The 20,886-nt window shown below is 64.6% G+C and carries 19 protein-coding genes; 10 read left to right on the top strand and 9 right to left on the bottom strand.

What is annotated here, in order from left to right:
• Nucleotides 1–303: 303 nt before the first annotated feature.
• Nucleotides 304–1,686 (bottom strand): cysteine--tRNA ligase, encoded by a 1,383-nt coding sequence (cysS, locus tag GYA94_RS05345; RefSeq protein ID WP_009682157.1) that lies wholly within the window; start codon nucleotides 1,684–1,686, stop codon nucleotides 304–306.
• Between the two features lie 9 nt (nucleotides 1,687–1,695).
• The gene (locus GYA94_RS05340; protein ID WP_009682158.1) at nucleotides 1,696–3,399 is read right to left on the bottom strand and encodes a glutamine--tRNA ligase/YqeY domain fusion protein; all 1,704 of its coding nucleotides are present in this window, start codon (nucleotides 3,397–3,399) and stop codon (nucleotides 1,696–1,698) included.
• Nucleotides 3,400–3,647: 248 nt separating this feature from the next.
• Here GYA94_RS05340 and GYA94_RS05335 point away from each other — a divergent pair, with 248 nt between their 5' ends.
• Nucleotides 3,648–4,148 carry a peptidylprolyl isomerase gene (locus tag GYA94_RS05335; RefSeq protein ID WP_110675979.1) on the top strand — a complete coding sequence of 167 codons (501 nt, stop codon included), beginning with the start codon at nucleotides 3,648–3,650 and terminating at the stop codon, nucleotides 4,146–4,148.
• Nucleotides 4,145–4,867, top strand: a complete 723-nt coding sequence (locus tag GYA94_RS05330; RefSeq protein WP_110675977.1) for a UDP-2,3-diacylglucosamine diphosphatase — start codon at nucleotides 4,145–4,147, stop codon at nucleotides 4,865–4,867. The genes GYA94_RS05335 and GYA94_RS05330 overlap by 4 nt, the downstream gene beginning before the upstream one ends.
• Nucleotides 4,868–4,967: 100 nt before the next feature.
• Here the strand turns inward: GYA94_RS05330 and pvdQ are convergent, their stop codons facing one another.
• Entirely contained in the window at nucleotides 4,968–7,277 is a 2,310-nt protein-coding gene (gene pvdQ / locus GYA94_RS05325; RefSeq protein WP_110675975.1) for a bifunctional acylase PvdQ, read from the bottom strand.
• Nucleotides 7,278–7,473: 196 nt separating this feature from the next.
• Here pvdQ and GYA94_RS05320 point away from each other — a divergent pair, with 196 nt between their 5' ends.
• Nucleotides 7,474–7,848, top strand: coding sequence for a hypothetical protein (locus tag GYA94_RS05320; RefSeq protein ID WP_009682163.1), 375 nt, complete (start codon nucleotides 7,474–7,476; stop codon nucleotides 7,846–7,848).
• Nucleotides 7,849–7,884: 36 nt separating this feature from the next.
• Here GYA94_RS05320 and GYA94_RS05315 read toward each other — a convergent pair whose 3' ends face one another.
• Nucleotides 7,885–8,073, bottom strand: a complete 189-nt coding sequence (locus GYA94_RS05315; protein ID WP_003248064.1) for a hypothetical protein — start codon at nucleotides 8,071–8,073, stop codon at nucleotides 7,885–7,887.
• A 151-nt stretch (nucleotides 8,074–8,224) separates the two neighbouring features.
• Here GYA94_RS05315 and GYA94_RS05310 point away from each other — a divergent pair, with 151 nt between their 5' ends.
• From GYA94_RS05310 to GYA94_RS05295, 4 genes are all read left to right on the top strand, one after another.
• Nucleotides 8,225–8,683 (top strand): hypothetical protein, encoded by a 459-nt coding sequence (locus GYA94_RS05310; RefSeq protein WP_161891919.1) that lies wholly within the window; start codon nucleotides 8,225–8,227, stop codon nucleotides 8,681–8,683.
• 249 nt (nucleotides 8,684–8,932) lie between these two features.
• Entirely contained in the window at nucleotides 8,933–9,313 is a 381-nt protein-coding gene (locus tag GYA94_RS05305; RefSeq protein ID WP_029884845.1) for a Mor transcription activator family protein, read from the top strand.
• Between the two features lie 59 nt (nucleotides 9,314–9,372).
• Nucleotides 9,373–10,080, top strand: a complete 708-nt coding sequence (locus tag GYA94_RS05300) for a DUF2589 domain-containing protein (protein WP_054904393.1) — start codon at nucleotides 9,373–9,375, stop codon at nucleotides 10,078–10,080.
• 84 nt (nucleotides 10,081–10,164) lie between these two features.
• Nucleotides 10,165–10,719, top strand: coding sequence for a DUF2589 domain-containing protein (locus tag GYA94_RS05295; protein ID WP_009682168.1), 555 nt, complete (start codon nucleotides 10,165–10,167; stop codon nucleotides 10,717–10,719).
• A 19-nt stretch (nucleotides 10,720–10,738) separates the two neighbouring features.
• Here the strand turns inward: GYA94_RS05295 and GYA94_RS05290 are convergent, their stop codons facing one another.
• The 3 genes from GYA94_RS05290 to GYA94_RS05280 are packed head-to-tail and all read right to left on the bottom strand — an operon-like array spanning nucleotide 10,739 to nucleotide 16,855.
• On the bottom strand, nucleotides 10,739–14,413 hold the full coding sequence (locus GYA94_RS05290) for a translocation/assembly module TamB domain-containing protein (RefSeq protein ID WP_161891918.1): 3,675 nt from the start codon (nucleotides 14,411–14,413) through the stop codon (nucleotides 10,739–10,741).
• On the bottom strand, nucleotides 14,410–16,152 hold the full coding sequence (locus tag GYA94_RS05285; RefSeq protein ID WP_110675968.1) for an autotransporter assembly complex protein TamA: 1,743 nt from the start codon (nucleotides 16,150–16,152) through the stop codon (nucleotides 14,410–14,412). Before GYA94_RS05285 ends, GYA94_RS05290 begins: the two co-directional genes overlap by 4 nt.
• Before the next feature lie 52 nt (nucleotides 16,153–16,204).
• On the bottom strand, nucleotides 16,205–16,855 hold the full coding sequence (locus GYA94_RS05280; RefSeq protein WP_110675966.1) for a GNAT family N-acetyltransferase: 651 nt from the start codon (nucleotides 16,853–16,855) through the stop codon (nucleotides 16,205–16,207).
• A 162-nt stretch (nucleotides 16,856–17,017) separates the two neighbouring features.
• On the opposite strand from GYA94_RS05280, the gene xthA reads away from it, so the two are divergent.
• Nucleotides 17,018–17,830 (top strand): exodeoxyribonuclease III, encoded by an 813-nt coding sequence (xthA, locus tag GYA94_RS05275; RefSeq protein ID WP_029884839.1) that lies wholly within the window; start codon nucleotides 17,018–17,020, stop codon nucleotides 17,828–17,830.
• 69 nt (nucleotides 17,831–17,899) lie between these two features.
• On the opposite strand, the gene GYA94_RS05270 is transcribed toward xthA, so the two are convergent.
• Both GYA94_RS05270 and GYA94_RS05265 read right to left on the bottom strand, forming a co-directional pair.
• Nucleotides 17,900–18,652, bottom strand: a complete 753-nt coding sequence (locus GYA94_RS05270; RefSeq protein WP_110675962.1) for an anti-sigma factor family protein — start codon at nucleotides 18,650–18,652, stop codon at nucleotides 17,900–17,902.
• The gene (locus GYA94_RS05265) at nucleotides 18,649–19,170 is read right to left on the bottom strand and encodes a sigma-70 family RNA polymerase sigma factor (RefSeq protein WP_009685428.1); all 522 of its coding nucleotides are present in this window, start codon (nucleotides 19,168–19,170) and stop codon (nucleotides 18,649–18,651) included. The genes GYA94_RS05270 and GYA94_RS05265 overlap by 4 nt, the downstream gene beginning before the upstream one ends.
• A 128-nt stretch (nucleotides 19,171–19,298) precedes the next feature.
• Between GYA94_RS05265 and GYA94_RS05260 the strand changes: the two genes are divergently transcribed.
• Both GYA94_RS05260 and GYA94_RS05255 read left to right on the top strand, forming a co-directional pair.
• Nucleotides 19,299–20,345 (top strand): catalase family peroxidase, encoded by a 1,047-nt coding sequence (locus GYA94_RS05260; RefSeq protein WP_110675960.1) that lies wholly within the window; start codon nucleotides 19,299–19,301, stop codon nucleotides 20,343–20,345.
• Nucleotides 20,342–20,875: a cytochrome b gene (locus GYA94_RS05255; RefSeq protein ID WP_009685430.1), complete on the top strand. Its 534-nt coding sequence runs from the start codon at nucleotides 20,342–20,344 to the stop codon at nucleotides 20,873–20,875. The genes GYA94_RS05260 and GYA94_RS05255 overlap by 4 nt, the downstream gene beginning before the upstream one ends.
• Nucleotides 20,876–20,886: the final 11 nt, after the last annotated feature.

The raw sequence follows: 20,886 nt of genomic DNA, 5'->3' as shown, positions 1-20,886 counted from the left end.
GGCGACGCGGTGTCTGGCACCGGCTTTGCCGGTGTTCGCGGGCATGCCCGCTCCCACAGGGGGTCTGCGCTGGCTTGGAGTTGCCGCCGTACTTGCAGGAGCAACTGTCTTTCTCAAAATTTGAAAAGCCTGCGCGATTCACTGTGGGAGCGGGCAAGCCCGCGAAGCAGGCGACGCGGTGTCTGGCACCGGCTGCGCCGGTGTTCGCGGGCACGCCCGCTCCCACAGGAACCGTGTAGTCTTCGAGTCCTGCATTGCGGCCTTGTGTCGCGATGGGCCGCAAAGCGGCCCCCATTGCATCGATCAGTCAGCCAGACGCCAGGTAGTGGCACCCTTGCTGTCTTCCAACACCACGCCCATGGCGGTCAGCTGGTCGCGAATGCGGTCGGACTCGGCCCAGTTCTTGTCTGCCCGCGCCTGCAGGCGCGCCTGGATCAAGCCCTCGACCTCGGCCGCATCGACCTTGCCTTCGGCGCCCGCACGCAGGAAGTCATCGGCGTCCAGCTGCAGCACACCCAGCACATCACCCAGCTCCCGCAGGCGACCGGCCAGGCCGGCAGCAGCGTCTACATCACTGTCGCGCAGGCGGTTGATCTCACGCACCAGGTCGAACAGCACAGCGCAGGCCTCGGGGGTGCCAAAGTCGTCATTCATCGCCACGCTGAAGCGCTCGACAAAGGCCTCGCCGCCCTTGGCCGCCACGCGCGGCAGGCCGCGCAAGGCATGGTAGAACCGCTCCAGGGCGCCCTTGGCGTCGCGCAGGCTGTCTTCCGAGTAGTTGATGGCACTGCGGTAGTGGCTGGCCACCAGCAGGTAGCGAACCACCTCCGGGTGGTACTTCTCGAGCACATCACGGATGGTGAAGAAGTTGTTCAACGACTTCGACATCTTCTCGCCATTGATACGGATCATGCCGCAATGCATCCAGGCGTTGGCGTACTGCTTGCCGGTGGCCGCCTCGCTCTGGGCAATCTCGTTCTCGTGGTGCGGGAACTCCAGGTCGCTGCCGCCACCATGAATGTCGAAGCTCTCACCCAGGCAGCAGGTGGACATCACCGAGCACTCGATGTGCCAGCCCGGACGGCCCGGGCCCCATGGCGACTCCCAGCTTGGCTCGCCCGGCTTGACGCCCTTCCACAGCACGAAATCGAGCGGGTCTTGCTTGGCCTCGTCGACCTCGATGCGGGCGCCGATGCGCAGGTCTTCGATCTTCTTGCGCGACAGCTTGCCGTAGCCCACGAACTTGCCGACGCGGTAGTACACGTCGCCATTGCCCGGCGCGTAGGCATACCCCTTGTCGATCAGGGTCTGGATCATCGCGTGCATGCCGGCGATATGGTCGGTGGCACGCGGTTCCTGGTCTGGCGGCAGGATGTTCAGGCGGCGCTCGTCTTCGTGCATCGCGTCGATCATGCGCGCCGTGAGGGCGTCGAAGCTTTCGCCGTTCTCGTTGGCCCGGTTGATGATCTTGTCATCGATGTCGGTGATATTGCGCACGTAGGTCAGCTCGTAACCGCTCTTGCGCAGCCAGCGGGTGACCAGGTCGAACGCCACCATGCTGCGGCCGTGGCCCAGGTGGCAGTAGTCGTACACGGTCATGCCGCAAACGTACATGCGCACCTTGTTGCCATCCAGCGGCTTGAAGGTTTCCTTGGCTTTGGTCAGGGTGTTGTAGATGGTTAGCACGGCGGTTCCTCAGCTGCCCCAGGAGTCACGCAGGGTGACGGTGCGGTTGAACACCGGGCGGCCCGGCTGGCTGTCTTTCAGGTCGGCGCAGAAGTAGCCTTCGCGCTCGAACTGGAAGCGGTCCTCGGGCTGCGCCTGGGCCAACGACGGCTCGGCACGGCAACCGCTGAGCACTTGCAGCGAGTCGGGGTTGATGTTGTCGAGGAAGCTGCCGCCCTCTTCGGTCTTTTCCGGGTTGGCCGAGCGGAACAGGCGATCGTACAGGCGTACTTCGCACTCGACGCTGCCTTCGGCCGGCACCCAGTGGATCACGCCTTTGACCTTGCGGCCTTCCGGGTTCTTGCCCAGGGTGTCCGGGTCGTACGAGCAATGCAGCTCGACGATGTTGCCGTCGGCGTCCTTGATGGCTTCGTCGGCACGGATCACGTAGCTGCCCCGCAGGCGCACCTCACCGGCTGGCTCGAGGCGCTTGTAGCCCTTGGGCGGGGTTTCCATGAAGTCGTCGCGGTCGATGTACAGCTCGCGGGAGAACGGCAGCACACGCACGCCCATGTCTTCCTTCGGGTGGCGTGGCAGCTCCAGTTGCTCGACCTGGCCCTGCGGGTAGTTGGTAATGACCACCTTCAGCGGGCGCAGCACGCACATGGCACGCGGTGCGGTGCGGTCCAGGTCGTCACGGATGCTGAACTCGAGCATCGACATGTCGACCACGCCGTCGGACCGGTTGGTGCCGATCATTTCGCAGAAGTTGCGGATCGAGGCCGGGGTGTAGCCACGGCGGCGGAAGCCGGACAAGGTCGACATGCGCGGATCGTCCCAGGCGTCGACGTGCTTTTCGTCCACCAACTGCTTGAGCTTGCGCTTGGAGGTGATGGTGTAGTTGAGGTTCAGCCGGCTGAACTCGTACTGGCGCGGGTGTGCCGGCACGGGCAGGTTATCGAGGAACCAGTCGTACAGCGGGCGGTGGCCTTCGAACTCCAGGGTGCAGATCGAGTGGGTGATGCCCTCGATGGCGTCCGACTGGCCATGGGTGAAGTCGTAGTTGGGGTAGATGCACCACTTGTCACCGGTCTGGTGATGGTGGGCATGGCGGATGCGGTACAGGATCGGGTCGCGCAGGTTCATGTTCGGCGAGGCCATGTCGATCTTGGCCCGCAGCACGCGCTCACCGTCCTGGAATTCACCGGCTTTCATACGGGCGAACAGGTCGAGGTTTTCTTCCACGCTGCGGTCGCGGAACGGGCTGTTCTTGCCTGGTTCCTTGAGGTTGCCTCGGTATTCCTTGGCCTGCTCGGGGGTGAGGTCGCAGACATAGGCCTTGCCGCGCTTGATCAGCTCGACCGCCCAGTCGTGCAACTGGTCGAAGTAGTCGGAGGCATACCGCACATCACCGGCCCAGTCGAAACCCAGCCATTTCACGTCGCGCTGGATGGCGTCGATGTACTCCTGGTCTTCCTTGGCCGGGTTGGTGTCGTCGAAACGCAAGTGACAGGCGCCACCGAATTCCTTGGCCAGGCCAAAGTTGACGCAGATCGACTTGGCGTGACCAATGTGCAGGTAGCCATTGGGCTCCGGCGGGAAGCGGGTGACGATGCTGCTGTGCTTGCCCGAATCCAGGTCGGCCTGGATGATCGGCCGCAGGAAGTTCGCAGGGACAGCGGGGGCGCCTTTGGCAGCGGCGTTGGGCGCGTTGTCGGCAGTGGGCTTGCTCATAGGATCCTTGAATGCACGTGTCCGGCCTGGGTAGGCCGATTGAATCAAAGGGCCTATCATAGCCGAAGCAGTCAAGCTGCCGACAGTCGGGCCCGGATAAACTGGCGTGATTTATCACGGCTTTTTGCCGCGGCGTGGCAAAATGGCCGGTGCGCGCCATGTGTCGCGAGCGCCCGAGCCTGCGTCAGGTGTAAGCACGCGCCCTGCGCGCCCTCATTCCCGTATGCCTTGAAAGAGCGAATTTCAGCATGTCCAAAGTCAAACTGAGCACCAACCACGGCGATATCGTCCTGCAACTGAACGCCGAAAAAGCTCCGCAAACTGTTGAGAACTTCGTTCAATACGTCAAAGACGGCCATTTCGACAACACCGTGTTCCACCGTGTAATCAAAGGTTTCATGATCCAGGGCGGCGGCTTCGAGCCTGGCATGACCCAGAAGAAAACCCGCGCCAGCATCCAGAACGAAGCTGACAACGGCCTGAAGAACACCAAGTACAGCATCGCCATGGCCCGTACCATGGAGCCGCACTCTGCCTCGGCCCAGTTCTTCATCAACGCTGCCGACAACGACTTCCTCAACCACAGCGGCAAGAACGTGCAGGGCTGGGGCTACGCGGTGTTCGGTGAAGTGATCGAAGGCCGTGAAGTGGTCGATGCCATCGAGAAAGTCGCCACCGGTTCCAAAGCCGGCCACCAGGACGTGCCGAAAGACGACGTGGTCATCGAGAAAGCCGAGATCATTGAGTGATTCTGCTGATCTCTGATCTGCACCTGCAAGAAGAACGCCCGGACATTACCCGGGCGTTTCTTGATCTGCTCGATGGCCGCGCGCGCCACGCCCAGGCGCTGTACATTCTTGGCGATTTCTTCGAGGCCTGGATAGGCGACGATGCCATGACGCCGTTCCAGCAGTCGATCTGCCGTGCCCTGCGGCAGCTGGGCGACAGCGGCACGGCCATCTACCTGATGCATGGCAACCGTGACTTCCTGCTTGGCCAGCGCTTCTGCGAGGCGGCCGGCTGCACGTTGCTCGACGACCCCTGCGTGATCGAGCTGGGCGGTGAGCAGGTATTGCTGATGCACGGCGACACCTTGTGCACCCGCGACGTGGGCTACATGAAAATGCGCCGCCTGCTGCGCAACCCGCTGAGCCTGTGGTTTCTGCGCCACCTGCCGCTGTCGGCTCGCTACAGACTGGCACGCAAGCTGCGCAGCGAAAGCCGCACCCAGGGGCGGATGAAATCCACTGAAATCGTCGACGTCACGCCAGAGGAAGTGCCCAAGGTAATGGCGGCGCATGGCGTGCGTACCCTGGTGCATGGCCATACCCATCGGCCAGCGATTCACAAGCTGGTCGTGGACGGCCAACCGGCCCGGCGCATCGTGCTGGGCGACTGGGACCGCCGGGGCTGGGCCTTGCAGGTTGACGAGCAAGGGTTTCAGCTGGCGCCGTTCGACTTTTCCTGAAGGCAACGTCGCCGGCGAGCCGGCCCCCAATTCCCACCAGGCCTTCAATACGGTGGGGAGCTTGTGGGCGCTGGCTCGCCGGCAATCGAGCCAAACTGCCTTAGTGCTGTGCCACTGCGCCCTTGTCGGCTTCACTGATCACCACTTCGCGGTACTGCGGGTCAGCCTTGATCTGCGCCTCGGTAAAGGGAATTACCGCCAGCTGCTTGGCCGCGAAGGCCTTGGTCTGATCGCTGGCGTGTGCCGATGCCGCCTCGCTGGACTGCGAAAACGCCAGTAACCCGCGGGCCTCTGGCCCCTTGTCGGTGAAACTGACCAATTGCAGATAACTGGTACCACTGACCACCAGGCGCTTGCCCTGCCCGTGCGGCACACTGTACATCGCGTTGTACACGCCCAAGGCCTGCGGGCCGCCCGGCACCGGCGTGCCATCGAGTGCCTGCTGCACCTGCCCCCACTTCACCTGTGGCGCCATACCGCTCCCGGCCACCTGCTGCAGTGAGGCCAGTGCCGCCTCGTGCAACTGTTTGCGCACGGCCGCCTGCTCCACGGCCAGCCCGCGCGGAGTGTGTTGCGGATCGGTCGGGTCGAACGCAACCCGCCAGCTGTCCGGGTGCTCAGCCAAGGCGGTGAGCAGGTTGTGGAAATGCACCAGGCCCACGCCGCTCTCGAGGTCGGCCTTGCCATCCCAGTTCGCCAGGCTGGTGCATAGGGCCTGCACGTCTGCACTGGCGCCCTGGCACCATTGCAGCAAGTCGGGCAGCACCAGGCTGGCCAGGTAGACTTCGTCGTCGGTGACCATGCGCTGCAGGTCATCGACACCCAACCGCGCTTTGCCCTGCAAACGCTGCAGGGCAAAGCGGCCGCGCATGCCCAGCGGCTGGTCACTGCGGCTGACCAGCGGCGAAAACCCGGTCAGGGGCTGCGCCGGGTTGGCCAGCCAGGCCGGGTCGTTGGAGTTTTGCACGTAATCCTCGCGCTCAAGGCTTGGCAGCAGCCTTGCCGGGAAAATACCCGGTTGCGCCGCCTGGGCATCGACCTTCCACTGGCAGGCGCTGCGTGAGCCGTCCAACACCACCAGGCTGCCCGGCGCTTGCGGGTTGCTGCAAGTGTCGAGCATCTGCTGGTCCACATAAGGCACCACTGACTGGTTCAGGTACAAGGCCCTGCCCGCCTGGTCCACCGCAATGGTGTTGACCCACGGGATACCCTGCAATTGCTCGACCGAGCCGCGCAGGGCCGCCAGGCTTTCAGCGCGGTTGATCTGGTTCCACTGCTGCAGCACGCGGGTATTGTCCAGGTTGGCGTCACGCAGGCTGTAGGCCGCATGCGTGTCCCAGTCCAGGCGGCCAGGCCATTGCACCACCGGACCGAACTGCGAGCTGTACACCTCACGCTGTACCTGGCTCAGTTGCCCATCCTCACCTTTGACTGCCACGCTGACGGTTTGCCGGGCCAGCGGCAATGACTTGCCGTCGAGCAGGTAACGGGTCGGGTCCTTGGGATCGAGCTGCAGGCGATACAGGGTGAAGTGCGTGGAGGTATCGACGGTATGGGTCCACGCCAGGTGCTGGTTGAAACCGATATTGATCAGCGGCAGGCCTGGCAGCGCCGCGCCCATGACATTCAGCTGGCCGGGGATGGTCAAGTGCATCTGGTAGAAGCGCATACCACCCATCCACGGGAAATGCGGGTTGGCCAGCAACAGGCCATGGCCATTGGCCGAGCGCTGGGCACCCACCGCCACGGCATTGCTGCCACGCTCCGTGGCAAACCGCGCCTGCCGGGCCAGGGCGGTGGCATAGCCAGCGGCCGCGAGCTGGCTGCCGGCCCCTGGCGGTTGCGCCCCCGCCAGTGCCTCCATGAACTGCCCAACCCCGCCTTCGGCCAGCAAGCGGCGGGTCAGCTTGACCAGGTCCTGGCTGCTGATCGGCCGCACCCACTCACCCGTTCCGCACTCGGCAGGCAAGCCCTGGCGGCGGCGCTCGGCCAGCGCGCGGTTATAGCCACTGGCATAACCGGCCAGCAGTGCCTGTACCGGCGCCGGCTGCGCCTGGAGAAACGCGTCGACAGCGGCCGGGCTGTTGAGCCAGGTGAAGAACAGGTCGCTGCTGAGGTTGTCGCGTTGCTCCAAGGTCTTGCCCGTGGCGCCGAAGTACCGGGAGCGCTCGCCATTGACGGTCAACACTTCGTTGGCCAGCAGGCACAGGTTGTCCTGGGCGTAGGCATAGCCGACACCGTAGCCCAGGCCGCGCTCGTCCCTGGCCACGATGTGCGGCACGCCGAAGCTGGTGCGGCGGATCTGGGCGCTGGCGTCGGCTGCTGCAGGTTGCGCCGGCGCAGTGGCACTCCAGGCCACCAGGGCGGCCGCCAGGCTGGCGCAGGTCATGGGACGGGACAGTGAAAACACGGGCATTCCTCGGGTTCGCGGGTTATCCCGTTCAGACGAATGGCCAGATGAAAATTTTACGTTTTACAGGGCGATGGAACGTCTTGATGAAAAACAGCCATTTTTTTAACGCGTGCGTTGCAGTTTTTGCGATCTCATTCGTCCTAGTAAGTGAGGCAACCACATTTCGGGTTCGTCCACGAAAAGGAGCATTCACATGTACAACCCGCAACCCTCATTACTGGCTGGGCGCGCCCCAGGCAAGGCGCCCAAGGGACAGGACGCATTTGCTGACGAGCGCACCGGCAACGAGCAGATCCGCGAATTGCTGCGCACCTTCGGCCTGCGCACCAGCTTGATCCGCCTGAAGGTGATCGACGCTCTGCACGCCGCCGACCGCAATGGCCGCAGCATTGGCGTGCGTGGCGTGCACGCGCAACTGGAGCAACTGGATATTCCGCTGTCGTTCCTCAGCGTGCGCGAAGTGCTCAAGCGCCTGTGCAGCGAGGGGGTGATCCAGCTGGGCAGCGACAAGTGCTACAGCCTTGCCCCGCAGGCGCGCGCCATACTGGAACAAGCGCCCGCGCGCTGAGCGCCTGGCCGGCCAGGCTTGGCCGGCCCGCGCAGGTCAAGGCTTGACCTTGCGCCGCAGGATGCCATTGATCACCACCACCACCACGGCAATGGCGATGGCCAGCATCTGGAACGTCTGTTCACTGATAGTGCCCTGCTTCTGCAGGTGGGACAGGCCCAGCATCAGGCCCAGTACGACCAGTATGATCAGAAGTGAATATTTGAGGCGCTGCACGTGTGTCATCGAAGGTTCCTTGCAACATCAGGGGCAAATGGCTCGCAATGAGCCGCGGCAATGATACAACGGGCACCGGCCCCGGCGCTGCATTTCCTGCTGGGTCAGGCGGTGACAGCCTGAAAGCATGAAACCTCCAAGCACCCATGCCGGAGGCACCGTGTACAAACCCTTGCTCCTCACTTCGCTGTTTTTCTCCCCCGTCTACGTTCACGCCCTGGATACCCAGCAGGTACCCGCCGAGCACCTGCTGGAGCTGGGCCGCGAGCTCGCGACCCACGCCGGCACCAGCCAGTGGCAGCAACTGTGGCAACGGGTACGCCAGGCCGGCTACCTGGGCGGGGACAACAGGCCGCTGAACTTCACCTTGCCCACCACCCGCCTCCCCCACCTGGCCCGGGAAACCTTGGCCCAGGCCGACCAGGTGCAAGCCGTACACCAGACCCAGGCCTTGTACCGGCGCAGCTTTGACGGGCAGGTGATCGGCCAGCGCGATGGGCAGCCCCTGTACACCCTGTGCCTGCTGGTGGATTGGCGAACGTTGCCTGCAAGCATGCGAACGGCGCCCCAAGCCTACCTGCACAGCGCCAGCTTGCTGAGCAGTTTCCCCTGCGACTAAGGGTTCAGCACCCTTTCGTTGAGAACGGCAGTGAGCGAGCGAGAAATCACCCTATGCAGCCTATCAGCAACGCCATTTCCTACATGCGCGGATATTGCTGCCTGCAAAACCTGTTCACCGAAGCTACAGCCGCCAACCCATATGCCGCCTAGCGACACGCCTCGGCTGTCGCACAGAATTTGCTCACACCCTCCGACATAACGCCACGGGTGATCGGGTCGCAAATCCCTTATCCCGAAGGAGCGCCACATGCAAACGCCAGACTTGAGCCAGATCGATATCAGCCAATTGCCCCACTCGTTGCAGGCACTGATCACCTGCATCGGCATCGACAACGCCTACCAGCTGACCTGCGCGTTCGGCGGCAGGCCCAAATACATCCCCAAGCACCGCGAGCGCACCAAGCTCGCCGACGTACTCCCGCCCGAAGCGCTCGATGCGCTGATCAAGCGCTTTGCCGGGGTAGCCCTGGAGATCCCCAAGGCGGACCACTTCCTGCGCCAACTGCGTAACCAGCAAATCCAGAAAGAAAGCGCCAATGGCCTGTCCCGCAGCCTGCTGGCCAACAAGTACGGCCTGAGCCTGCGCCAAATCGGCAACATCCGCCGCCAGGAGGCGTGCGCCCGCTGAACCCCCTGCCGCCCAGAGCACCCTCGGCGGCCCCAACCCACTAGAAAGAGCATCCCACTATGTCGATAGACAACAGCCTCATTGGCTCGGTCATCAATGCCCTGCCCATGGATCGCATGATCGCCGGCCCCCTGCAAGCCATGGTCCAGGCGCAGGTTACCGCGAGTAAATCGTACGCCGACTTCCTGATGCAGGTCTGCATCCAGAACGGCAAGGCCGTAGCCATCCAGTTCGACTATGACGAAACCATCGTCGACGAACAGGGCGAATACAAAGGTGTGGTCAGCAAGACCATGAAGGTGCCGCTGCTGGCGGCCATCACCCACCCGAACATAACCATCGAGGAGGGTAATGTCGAGTTCGAGCTGGTCATCAACCAGATGTCGGAGGACGTGACCAGCAAGGACATGAACGCCACCGCCAGCGGCTCGATCGGCTGGGGGCCGTTCAAGCTCAACGTCAGGGGCAGCGTCAGCCACAAATCCACGCAAACCCGCAAGACCGATACCCGCGCCCGTTATGCATTCAATACCACACTCAAACGCCAGGAGCCGCCGGAAGCAGTCATGCGCTTGATTGAGTTCCTCACCGACGCTGCGACCAAACCTACGGTGGTCAAAAACGCCGCCCTGGAAAGCCCAGACCAGATCTCGCAGCGCGATACCCTCAAGAACCCGGCAGCCGACACACCGGGGCTCAAGGTGGAAAACGACAAAGCACCCGGCGCTGCAAACAAACCCACGGACAAAGCTGACAAAAAAGGTTGAACCAAACCTTGATGTTTTTCGCTCACTTCCGCCTGGCCCCTTGATGAGCAACAAGGGGCCATTCTGGCCTGAGGAACCCACGCAATGGACAAGGCCCCCGCGCCCATGACTTCAATCGACCTGCGCGAGATCACTCGCGGCCTGCAAGAAGCCGCCAGTGCCACCAACAGCCTGATCGCGCAGCAGTACATCAACCTGTTCGACCAGTTCTTCGAGTGTGACAGCGAAGCGTTGGGCGCCCCCATGAAAGCCAAGATGGTGGAAGTGGCCATGGACGGCCAGCACATCATGCGTGTACCGCTGTTCGCCCTGGTGTCGCCCAAAGGCCTGGCGCTGGAGCGCATGCAGGTTGACCTGTCGGTGCGTGTCAAAGGCACCGAGGCACAGCCGGCTTTACTACCCACCAGCGAGAACAAGGCTGCCAGCTTCAAGGTCACCATCGGTGGCCAGGGTCGCCAAGGCGACAGCCGAGACCCTGACGAAGTGCAGATCCGCATGCAGTTCCAGGCCAGTGAGCCGCCTGAAGCGCTGAACCGGCTGATCGAGGAGTACACCAGCCTGATCACCCCGGTACGCGCCCCCACCCCGCCACCCTCACCCGACAGCAATGAGTTCATCGACGCGGCCACCGTCCGTTGACGGCGCCCCCGCGTTCAACCTAGAAGTCGCGCTTGTAGAAGATATCCAGGGAGCTGGCCAAACCGCTGGCCGCCTCCAGGTAGACCTTCTTGCTCAACTTGTAACGCAAAGCGATGGTGTTCGCTGGCTCGAACACCCCTACCCCGTAACGAAGGCTCAGCTTCTCGGTGAGGTTGCCACTGGCGACCACGCTGGTGGTATTGCCCGAGCCTTCGGTATCCAGCTGGAAGTCGTCGATGCCCAGGCTGGACGCCAGGCTACCGGTGATACCGGCGCTGCCGGCCAGGCCAAGGCCCAGTGCCGCCTCGGCGAGCATGTTGTTGTCCTCGCCGGAGGTGCCCAATGGCCGCCCCAGCACCAGATAGGACAAGGCCTGCTCCTGGCTCATGGCCGGCTCCGAAAACACCTGGCTGGTCGGCTGTTCGGCACTGCCACTCAAGCGAATGCCGGCAATCACATCGTCTACCTTGCGGATGGCTTCGATGTCCAGGTAAGGCTGGTCGATCGGCCCGGCGAACAGCAGGCGCGCGCGGCGGATGGTCAGGCGCTGGCCGTAGGCGCGGTAGCGACCGTCTGCCAGGCTCAACTCACCGCGGGTGTCGAGGTTGTCACCGATGTGCACATGGCCAAGCAGGTTGGCGGTAAGGCCAAAGCCGGTGAACGACAGCTTGTCCTGGCCCACTTCGACGTCAATGTCCATGGCCATCGCCATGGGTGGCTTGCCCTCCTCGGTCTGGCGGCCAACGATGACGGTATCGTCCGAGACCTTGACAGTAGAGGGCGGTAATTCGCGCACGGTGATCTTGCCTTTGGGCACCAACACTTTGCCGGTGACCGCCAGTTTGTCGTCGATCAAACGCAAGGTCAGGTCCGGGGCGACCTCCAGCGTGGCGTAGGGCTCCACCGTGATCGGCAGTTGCTGGCCTTGCAAGCGCACGTCCATGCCCAGCGCCTGGCCCCAGGTGAGGTTGCCGCTCAACTGCCCGCGCCCTGCTTCGCCACTGCGCCAATTGCCTTCCAGGCGCACCTGCTCACCGGCGATCTGCGCCTGCACAGACAGTGCCTGCAGGCTGGCTGGCAGCTCCGCGCCGCTGACTTCGCCGCCACTGAGCGCCAGGTTGCCGTTGACCTGCGGTGCCAGCAAGGTACCCGAGAGCTGGCCGCTGCCATTGAGCTGGCCGGCCAACCGCTCGACCATCGGCACGAAGGGCCGGGCCACCGAGAGGTCCAGGCCCGCCAGGCGGAAATCACCCGACAGCGGCTTGTTCTTGCCCAGCGGGTCTAGCCGGGTGTTGACGTTCAGCTCACCCAGCGGCTCGCCACGGAATACCAGGCGCGTGTCGATACGCCGCGGTGCCAGGGTACTGTCCAGGCGCAGGGCCTGATACGGGAAGTCGATCCAGTGGCCTTTGTCGCGTACGCGCAGGGTGCCGCCACTGGCATCGACCACCACGCTACCCTTGGGGCCACTGGCCGGTATATCCAGGCTGATGTCGGCGTTCAGCAGCCCCTGCCAGGCGAAGTCCTTGGGCAGCCACTGCGCCAGGCTGCCCAGCGGGAACTGCTTGAGGTGGTAGCGCAAGCGCGGCTCCGGCGCCAGGCGTTGGTCATCGCCACACAGGCTGGCCTGGCCAGAGCGCCAGCAGTGGGCACCGAAATCGAGCTGGCCGTTGGCCAGCCGCTGCAACCGCGCCGGGGCCTGCAATTGCCAGTCATGGCCACCGGCCTGGACTCGCCCGCTGGCCAGTCGCCCGCGCCAGTCGCCCTTGCTCAACTGGCCATCCAGCCCCAGGTCAAGCTTGAGCTGCGGGCCGTCCAGGGCCAGGTTCAGGGCCTGCTGGCGAATGTCACCCTTGCCGCTGGCCTGCAGCGTGCCCAGTGCCGTGTCACCCAGGTGAATGCCGGTGGCCTTGAGCTCGACCACCCCACGCTGGGCGCTGTCGAGCTTGGCATCCAGGTTCAGTTGTTGCAGGCGGTTCTCAGCCTGTGCCAGGCGCTGGCCCTGCAACGTCAGGGTGCCTTGCGGCGCCTGCAGCGTGCCGGCGACATCCACGCGCCCCTTGACCTGGCCTTGCAGCCGGGGCCACAGCTGGCCCAGGCGGGGCAAGTCGAGGTCGATGCGCCCGGCCAGGCGCTGCTGCAGACTGCCACTGCCATTGATCCGGTTGTCCCCCAGCTGGATCGCCAACGCACCCAGTGTCCAGCGCTGCCCGGCCCCTTGTGCCTCGGCCTTGAACACAGCCGGCTGGCCGCGCAAGCGCCCCTTGAGGTCAAGCTGGGCATCCAGGCTCAGCACGTCATCCTTCAGCTCGCCTTTGGTACGCAATGGCCCCGCCAGGGTGCCAGGCAGCTCGGCCAGCCAGTAGGCCGGGTCGAGTGCAGACAGTTGCAAGTCGACATCCCACGCCAGGGTATCGGCAAAGCGCACTGCAACACTGCCGGCAGCCTTGCCCTGGCCGGCGGTGAGCGCCAGTTGTGGCAGCCTGACCTGATCCAGGTCGCCTTCGAAAGGGCTGGCCAGGGTGAACGCCCCCGCCGGGCCGTCAAGATCACCGGCAAAGGTCCCCTGATACTTGCCATCACGGTAATGCACACGGGTATTGAAGCGTTTGAGGGTAACCTGTGGCGGCGTTTCCAGCGGATACAGGCGCAGCCAGGGAAAATCCTGCCAGTCCAGCTGAGCATCGGCGGTCAGGCCTTGCTGCCAGTCTGCCGTGGCTTGCAGCTTGACGCGCTGGGTGTCGCTGGCGGTAAGGTCGAGGGCATCGAGCCTGGCCCCCTTGCTGTCGACCAGGCCGGACAACGCCAGGGCGATCGGCGATTGTTCTGCGGGCAGGTTGGCGGTACCCGACAGCTGGTAGCCCTTGAGCAGGTCGCCCTTGGCTGCCAGGTCGAGCTGGTTCAACTGCAAGGTGTCAGGCAAGGAAGCGGTCGGCTTGAACGCTTCGGAACGGATCTGCAGCGTCGCAGGCAGGTGCTCGGCCAGGGCCTGCAGCGTGCCGCTCAACGTGGCGTCCAGGTAGCCGCTGCTGGCTCCCGTGAGGTTCAAGGTCTTTTGCAGTTCACCCTCGGCGTTCAGCGCCAGCTGCCAGGGTTTGCCACCTACAGCCGGCAGCTGCAGTTGCGCCTGCAGCGTTGTCGGCCAGTCGCCTTCGGGCTGGATATGGCCTTGCAGGTTCAGCAGCAGGTCGTCGCGCTGCAGGTGCAGGCTGTCGATCTGCATCCCGCCGCGGGTCCAGTGCGCTGCAAGCTGCACGTCGCCCAGCAGGTCACTGCCGTCCAGGCGCAGCTGCCCGACCTTCACCTCGCCCAGTTCGATGGCCACCGGCAGGCGCAGTGCCGGCAATTGCAGGGGGCCGCTGTCGGCCGGCTCGGTGCTTGGGGCAAAGGCCATGTCGATGCGCTGTGCCTGCAAGCGGTCGATGCACAGGGTGGCGCGCAGCAGGCAGGCAGGCGACCAGGCCAACTGCGGGGCCTGCAGCTCGACCTTGCTGCCGGCGTCGGCCCAGCTTACCCGGCTGGCTTGCCAGCTGCCCCCCAGGCGGCCCTGGAAGTCGGTGACCTGCAAACCGGGAACCTTGCCCAGCGCCCAGCGGCTGCCGGCCTCGGTACCCAGCAGCAAGCCGAGGGCCAGGCCCAGGCCCGCCAGCAGTCCAGCCAGGCCCAGCAGGGTATATCTGATTACGCGTTTCACAACTCGGGCCCCATGGAAAAGTGCAGGCGAATGCCACCGTCGTCATCCAGCGCCTTGGCCAGGTCCAGGCGCAGCGGCCCCACTGGCGACACCCAGCGCACACCAAAACCGACCCCGGTTTTCAGGCTGGGCAATTCCAGGTCGTTGAACGAGTTGCCTTGGTCGACGAATGTGGCAAGCCGCCACTTCTCGGTCAGCGAGTACTGGTACTCGACACTGCCGGCCACCAGGTAACGCCCGCCAATACGGTCACCGTCGCTGTTTTCGGGCGACAGGGTCTGGTAGTCATAACCGCGCACGCTCTGGTCGCCGCCGGCGAAGAAGCGCAGCGACGGCGGGATATTGTTCTTGAAACCGTTGGTCGCGCTGCCGCCGAACTGCACGCGGCCAAGCAAGCGGTGGTTGTGGCCCAGGGTGGTCAGGCCCTTGAGCAGCACGTTGCCGTGCAGCAGGTTGGTGTCCGACACCAGCCCTTCCTTGGCCACCTGCACATCGAATTGCAGGCGGTAGCCATTGTGCGGGTCGATGCGGTTGTCACTGCGCAGGAACGAGTAGCTAACGCCGGGCATCAGCAGGTTGCTCAATCCGCTGTCGTCGCCCAGGCGGTACTCTTCGCGTTGGTATTTCAGCGAGATGACCCGTTGCCAACCGCTGGGCAGCTTGCTGTGCCATTCGGGGCCCACCGTCAGCAGCTTGCTGAGGGTGTCGGTACCGGCAAGCTCTTCATTCTGATAGCCGCCGGCAAAGCGCAATTTGTCGGTCAACGGCGGATCGAGGGGAATGTCGTACCACAAACCGACGTTCTGCCGCGGCGCCGACAGCTCGGTTTCCCAGCCATAGCTGTGACCTTGGGGGTTGACCCAGTGGCGGGTCCAGTTGGCCTTGCCGCGCGGCCCGACATCGGTGGAGTACCCCAGGCCCAGCCCCATGGTGCGGGGTTTGCGGGTTTCCAGGCGCACGTCCACCGGTATCTCTTCACCCACCGCGGCGGTGGGCGCCGCATCCACCCGTACCCCTTCGAAATAACCGCTCGACTGCAGGTCGTTGTTCAGTTCGGCGATCAGCTCCGAGTCGTACGGGGTACCTGGCTTGAACGGCACCATGCGCTGCAGCAGGTCTTCGTCCAGCGGCGTGTCGCCGCCAAAGGTGACTGCGCCAAGGCGGTAGCGCGGGCCACTCTGGTAGACCAGTTCGATATCGGCCACCCCGGCCTGCGGGTCCACCGCCAGGCGCTGGCGGCTGAAGCGCCCGCTGAAGAAGCCGTAACGCGACGCCTGGTTCTGGATCAGGCGCTTGGCATCCTCGTAGGTACCGTGGTTGAGCTGTTCACCCGGGCGCAGCGCCCGGCTGTCGGGTACCCGAAAGGCCTTCATGTCACTGGCCGGGCCCTCGATGCGCACCGTGACGTTGCGCAGCCGAATCGGCTCGCCCGGGTTGATGCTGAGGATCAACTGCGCAGAGTGCTCGGCATCGCTGGCAGGCTTGACCTCGCTGTCGATCTGCGCCTGATAGTAGCCAAGTGCCTGCGCGGCTTTGCGCGCCTGCTCCTCTGCACCACGACTGAAGCGCAACAGTGCTTCTTCATCGCGGTCACCCAGTGAGCCTATATAGCCTTCGACATTGGCCTTGAGCGCCTTGTTGGCCGGTTTCACCTGCACCAGCAACTCGCTCTGGCCCCATGCTGCAAAACTGGCGGCCCAGATAACCAAGCCCCAGGTCAATCTTCCTGAATACGTCATGCGGCGAATGCTACCAGACCCGAACGCTCAAGGGAGCCGCCTTGCGGCCTGTTCAGGCTAAAGCGGATGTCGAAGCCACCGGGTTTGGGTGAAAGAATACCCGTTCCCGGATCGGCCCTATGGCCACCTCACCAATTTCCTCGTAACCCTGGCGCTGGTAAAACGCCAGATAGTGCTCATTGCCCGTGTCCAGCACCACGCCTTGGGTGCCGGGGTCGTCGGCGCACCAGTCATGCACAGCTTGTAACAATTGTTCGCCGTACTGCTTGCCTTGAAACTGCGGGTGCACCCCCAGCAGTGGCAGCACATGCACCTGATCACTGGGCAGGCAGGTCGACAAAGCGGCCTGGTAGTCCATGTAGCGCCGCGTGCAGCGCAGGCCGGTGCCGAGCATCATGCGCAGGCGCCAGGCCCAACTGTCCGCCACACCCAAGCGGCGCAGCGGCGGCACGATCAGGGCCACGGCCACCAGGCGATCGTCCACCAGCAAGCCGATCGCAGGCAGTTGCAGGTAGAAGTGCTGGCGTACCCATTCACGCACCATCACCCGCAGGCGCCGTTCATAGCCTGGGCGCTGGGCTTCGAAGATATAGGCAAAAGTGGGTTCGTGCCGGTAGGCGTTGTACAGCAGGGAACGTACCTCGCGGCTGTAACCATCATCGAGCAGGCAGACACGGGCCGGAGCGGCTGTGGTTTCGGGCATTGCGGGCAGACCTCCTGGAATGGGCGTTCAGAGCCTTGGAGGTTGCGCTCCGCGCTTCGTTCCACCCTTACAGCACGTTAGCAGCAGCCCTCCTGCCCCGCCACGCTGGTGATCGCCGGCGATGTCCGCTAGCATCGCGCCTTTTACCGGGATTGTCTTTCCATGAAGATCGTCTGTTTCAACATCAACGGCCTGCGAGCCCGCCCGCACCAGCTGGCAGCGCTGATCGAAAAGCACCAACCAGACGTGATCGGCCTGCAGGAAACCAAGGTCAGCGACGAGCAGTTCCCGTTGGCCGACGTGCAGGCGCTGGGTTACCACGTGCACTACCACGGGCAGAAGGGCCACTACGGCGTCGCCCTGCTCTCGCGCCAGGCGCCGCTCAGCCTGCACAAAGGCTTTGCCGGCGATGAAGAAGACGCCCAGCGCCGCTTCATCTGGGGCACCTTCGCCGACGCCCAGGGCAACCCGATCACCATCATGAACGGCTACTTCCCCCAAGGCGAAAGCCGCGACCACCCCACCAAGTTTCCGGCCAAGCAGCGCTTCTACAGCGACCTGCAGGCACTGCTGGAAAGCCAGTTCCGCAACGACCAGCCAGTGCTGGTGATGGGCGACATGAACATCTCGCCGCAGGACTGCGACATCGGCATTGGCCCGGACAATGCCAAGCGCTGGCTGAAGACCGGCAAGTGCAGTTTCCTGCCGGAAGAGCGCGAATGGATGGAGCGCTTGAAAGGCTGGGGCCTGGTAGACAGTTTCCGCCACCTGTACCCGGACGTGAACGACCGTTTCAGCTGGTTCGATTACCGCAGCCGCGGCTTTGAAGACGAGCCCAAGCGCGGCCTGCGCATCGACCTGATCATGGCCTCGCACGCGCTGGTGCCGCGGATCAAGGCAGCAGGCGTGGATTATGAACTGCGCGGGATGGAAAAGCCGTCCGATCATGCACCGATCTGGCTTGAGTTGAGCTGACCGTGTGAGCGCAACATGCCTGCCGGGGCGGCTCGATCGCGACACAAGGCCGCGCCGGCAAAGCCTGGGTTACAAGCCCAGGCGCAGCACCTCGCCTACCCCCGCCCCACGCACATCGTCCGCCGCGCTGACCAAGGCAAAGTTGTACGCCCCATGCGACCAGTACCGCGCCTCCAACTGGCCATCGACCCGTTGCCCGTTCGGCATGCGCTGAAAGCCTTCGCTGGGTGAACGCATGAACAGGCTGATACGCTGGCCCTTGCCGTCCTCGAACACCAGCAAGGCTGCGGGCCCCTGCTCGTTGCTGAGCAACCGCGCCCCCACCGGCCTGAAGCCATAGCCCGCCAGGTCTGGCAACTGCCCGACACGGTTGAAGTGCCGGCCCAGCCAATCGCGCAACTGGGCCGGGTCGCTGGCCTGAATATCCAGCGCCTGGCTGGCGGCGAACAACTTGTGCGCCTGCACGGCATCGGCCATCGGCAGCTCGGCATTGGCCAGGGTGGCATCGCGGGCCTGCCAGCCGCCCAAGCCCCCTACACCCAGGGCCAGCACCATGGCCGCTGCCGCCGCCCAGCGCCGCTGCCGGCGTTGGCGCAGTTGCCGCCGCAGCTGGCCCAGCTCGAGCGCGGGGGCACCGGCTGGCTCGCCAAGCCCGGCCAGCGCCGTGCGCAGCCGCCGGGCATCGGCGCGCCAGCCTTCCACACGTGCCGCCGCCTGCGGGTTGGCCGCCAGCCAGGCCTGCACCTCGGCGCGCCGCGCCGGCTCCAGGCGCTCGTCGACGTAAGCGTGCAGTTCATCTTCGGTGGGGATAAGGCGCGTCATTTCAATCTCCGCAAGGCCGGTGGCTGGGGTGAGCCTTCGGTCAGTTCACGCAAGGCATTGCGCGCCCGCGACAGGCGCGACATTACCGTGCCGATAGGAATGCCCAAGGCCTGGGCGGCCTCCTTGTAGCTCAGACCCTCGACGCTGACCAGCAGCAGCAAGGCACGCTGCTCGGCACTCAGCCGGGAAAACGCTTGCAAGTCGGCCTGGGCCAGGATGATCGCTTCGAGGTTGTCACCAACGGGTTCGTCATCGCGCTCGGCACGGCCGAACCAGGACAGCCAGCGCGCATGCAGGCGCTCGCGGCGTTTGCCGTCCAGGTACAAGCGATAAAGGATGGTGAACAGCCAGGCACGCAGCGCCTGCGCGTCGCGTTGCTGGTCTCGTCGGCTCAGCGCGCGCTCGACGGTAGCCTGCACCAGGTCGTCGGCGCTGCCCGGTTCACGGGTCAGCCATACGGCAAAGCGGCGCAAGCGGGCGAGCAGTTCGCGCCACTGCTGGTTGTCCAGGTCGTGCATGGTCAGGTCCGGCCTATGGGGCAGTCAGTGTAAGGGGCAGACGCGTGCAGGCCTATTTTATTCCCCCGTGGGAATAAATAGCGCGCTACCCCGTCGTACTGGCACCTTCACTGAACCGGACGCACACCATGAACTCACCTTTGCACGGCCCGGCCAAGGCCCTGCGCCTGGCCGCCATCGGCGCCGTGATGCTGGCCGCAGGTGCCGGCTTCGCGTATGCCGCTGGCTGGCTGGGCCAACCGCAGTTGACCCCGCAACGCATCATCGACACCTTCGAAGCCCAAGCCGGGCACTACCCCGGCTACCGCAAGAACCACGCCAAGGGGCTGTGCGTCAGTGGTTACTTCCAGCCCAGCGGCCAGGCAGCCAGCCTGTCCACGGCACGCGCATTCAGCCAGCCACGGGTGCCGGTCATTGGCCGTTTCGCCATCGGCGGGGCCAACCCGTTCGCCCCGGACACCAGCATACCGGTCCGCAGCCTGGCAATTGAGTTGAGCACCGATGACGGCCAGGTCTGGCGCACCGGCATGAACAACCCGCCGGTGCTTGCCGTCAGCAACCCCCAAGGGTTCTACGAGCAGGTGCTGGCCAGCGCACCGGTCAATGCCACCGGCAAACCCGACCCGGCCAAGCTGCAGGCGTTCTTCGCCGCGCACCCGGAAAGCGCAGCGTTTCGTCAATGGGCGGCCAGTTACAAGCCCAGTGACAGCTTCGCCAGCACGCAGTACCACAGCATCAACGCCTTCCGCCTGATCGACGCAGCCGGCGCGGCCCACCCGGTACGCTGGCAGCTGGAGCCACAGACGCCGTTCGCCGCGTTGCCTGGGCAGGTCGACGACAAGTTGTTCCTCCAGCACGACTTGCAGCAGCGCCTGGCCCAAGGCCCGTTGCGCTGGACCCTGCGCCTGGTGCTGGCGGAACCGGGCGATGCGGTGGATGACCCGGCCCAGCCCTGGCCTGCCGAGCGGCGCAGCGTAGACGCCGGCACCCTGGTGCTGGAGCAGGTCGATGGGCCCGAACAAGGGGCCTGCCGCGACATCAACTTCGACCCCCTGATCCTGCCGCAAGGTATCGAAGCCTCCAACGACCCGATCCTCGCCGCCCGTTCCGCCGCCTATTCGGAATCTTTCAACCGCCGCAGCCGTGAATCGCTCGGCACCGGAGCCCGCCCATGAAGCCCGAAGCCTTCCACCCCCTTGCCCGCGCGCTGCATTGGTTGATGGCCGTGCTGATCCTGGCCATGCTGTTCATCGGCGTGACCATGGTTGCCGACCTGTCGTTGCGCCACCCTGTACTGATCAGCCTGCACAAGGCCACCGGCCTGGCGTTGCTGGTGCTGGTCGTGCTGCGTATTGGCGTGCGCCTGGCCGTACCCCACCCGCCGCTGCCTGCAGACCTGCCAACCGTGCAGCGCTGGGCTGCCGGCGCATCGCACCTGGCGCTTTATGGCCTGATGCTGGCGATGCCGCTGCTGGGCTGGGCCATGCTGTCTGCCGGCGACTACCCGCGCCCGCTGGGCCTGCCCGCGATCGCGCCGCACAACCTGCAGCTGTATGCCGTGCTGCGCCAGGCCCATGGTTGGGCGGGCTACTTGCTGTTCGCCACCGTATTGGTGCATGTCGGTGCGGCGCTGATGCATGCCTGGGTGCGCCGCGACGGCGTGTTGCGTAGCATGTGGCCTGGCCCCCTGCGCCGCAATCAATGACCTGAGGCAGC

This window comes from Pseudomonas juntendi (assembly GCF_009932375.1).
GTDB classification, from domain to species: domain Bacteria; phylum Pseudomonadota; class Gammaproteobacteria; order Pseudomonadales; family Pseudomonadaceae; genus Aquipseudomonas; species Aquipseudomonas juntendi.
Note: the sequence above shows the minus strand (reverse complement) of the source record. Positions and strands in the feature narration are given on the sequence as shown.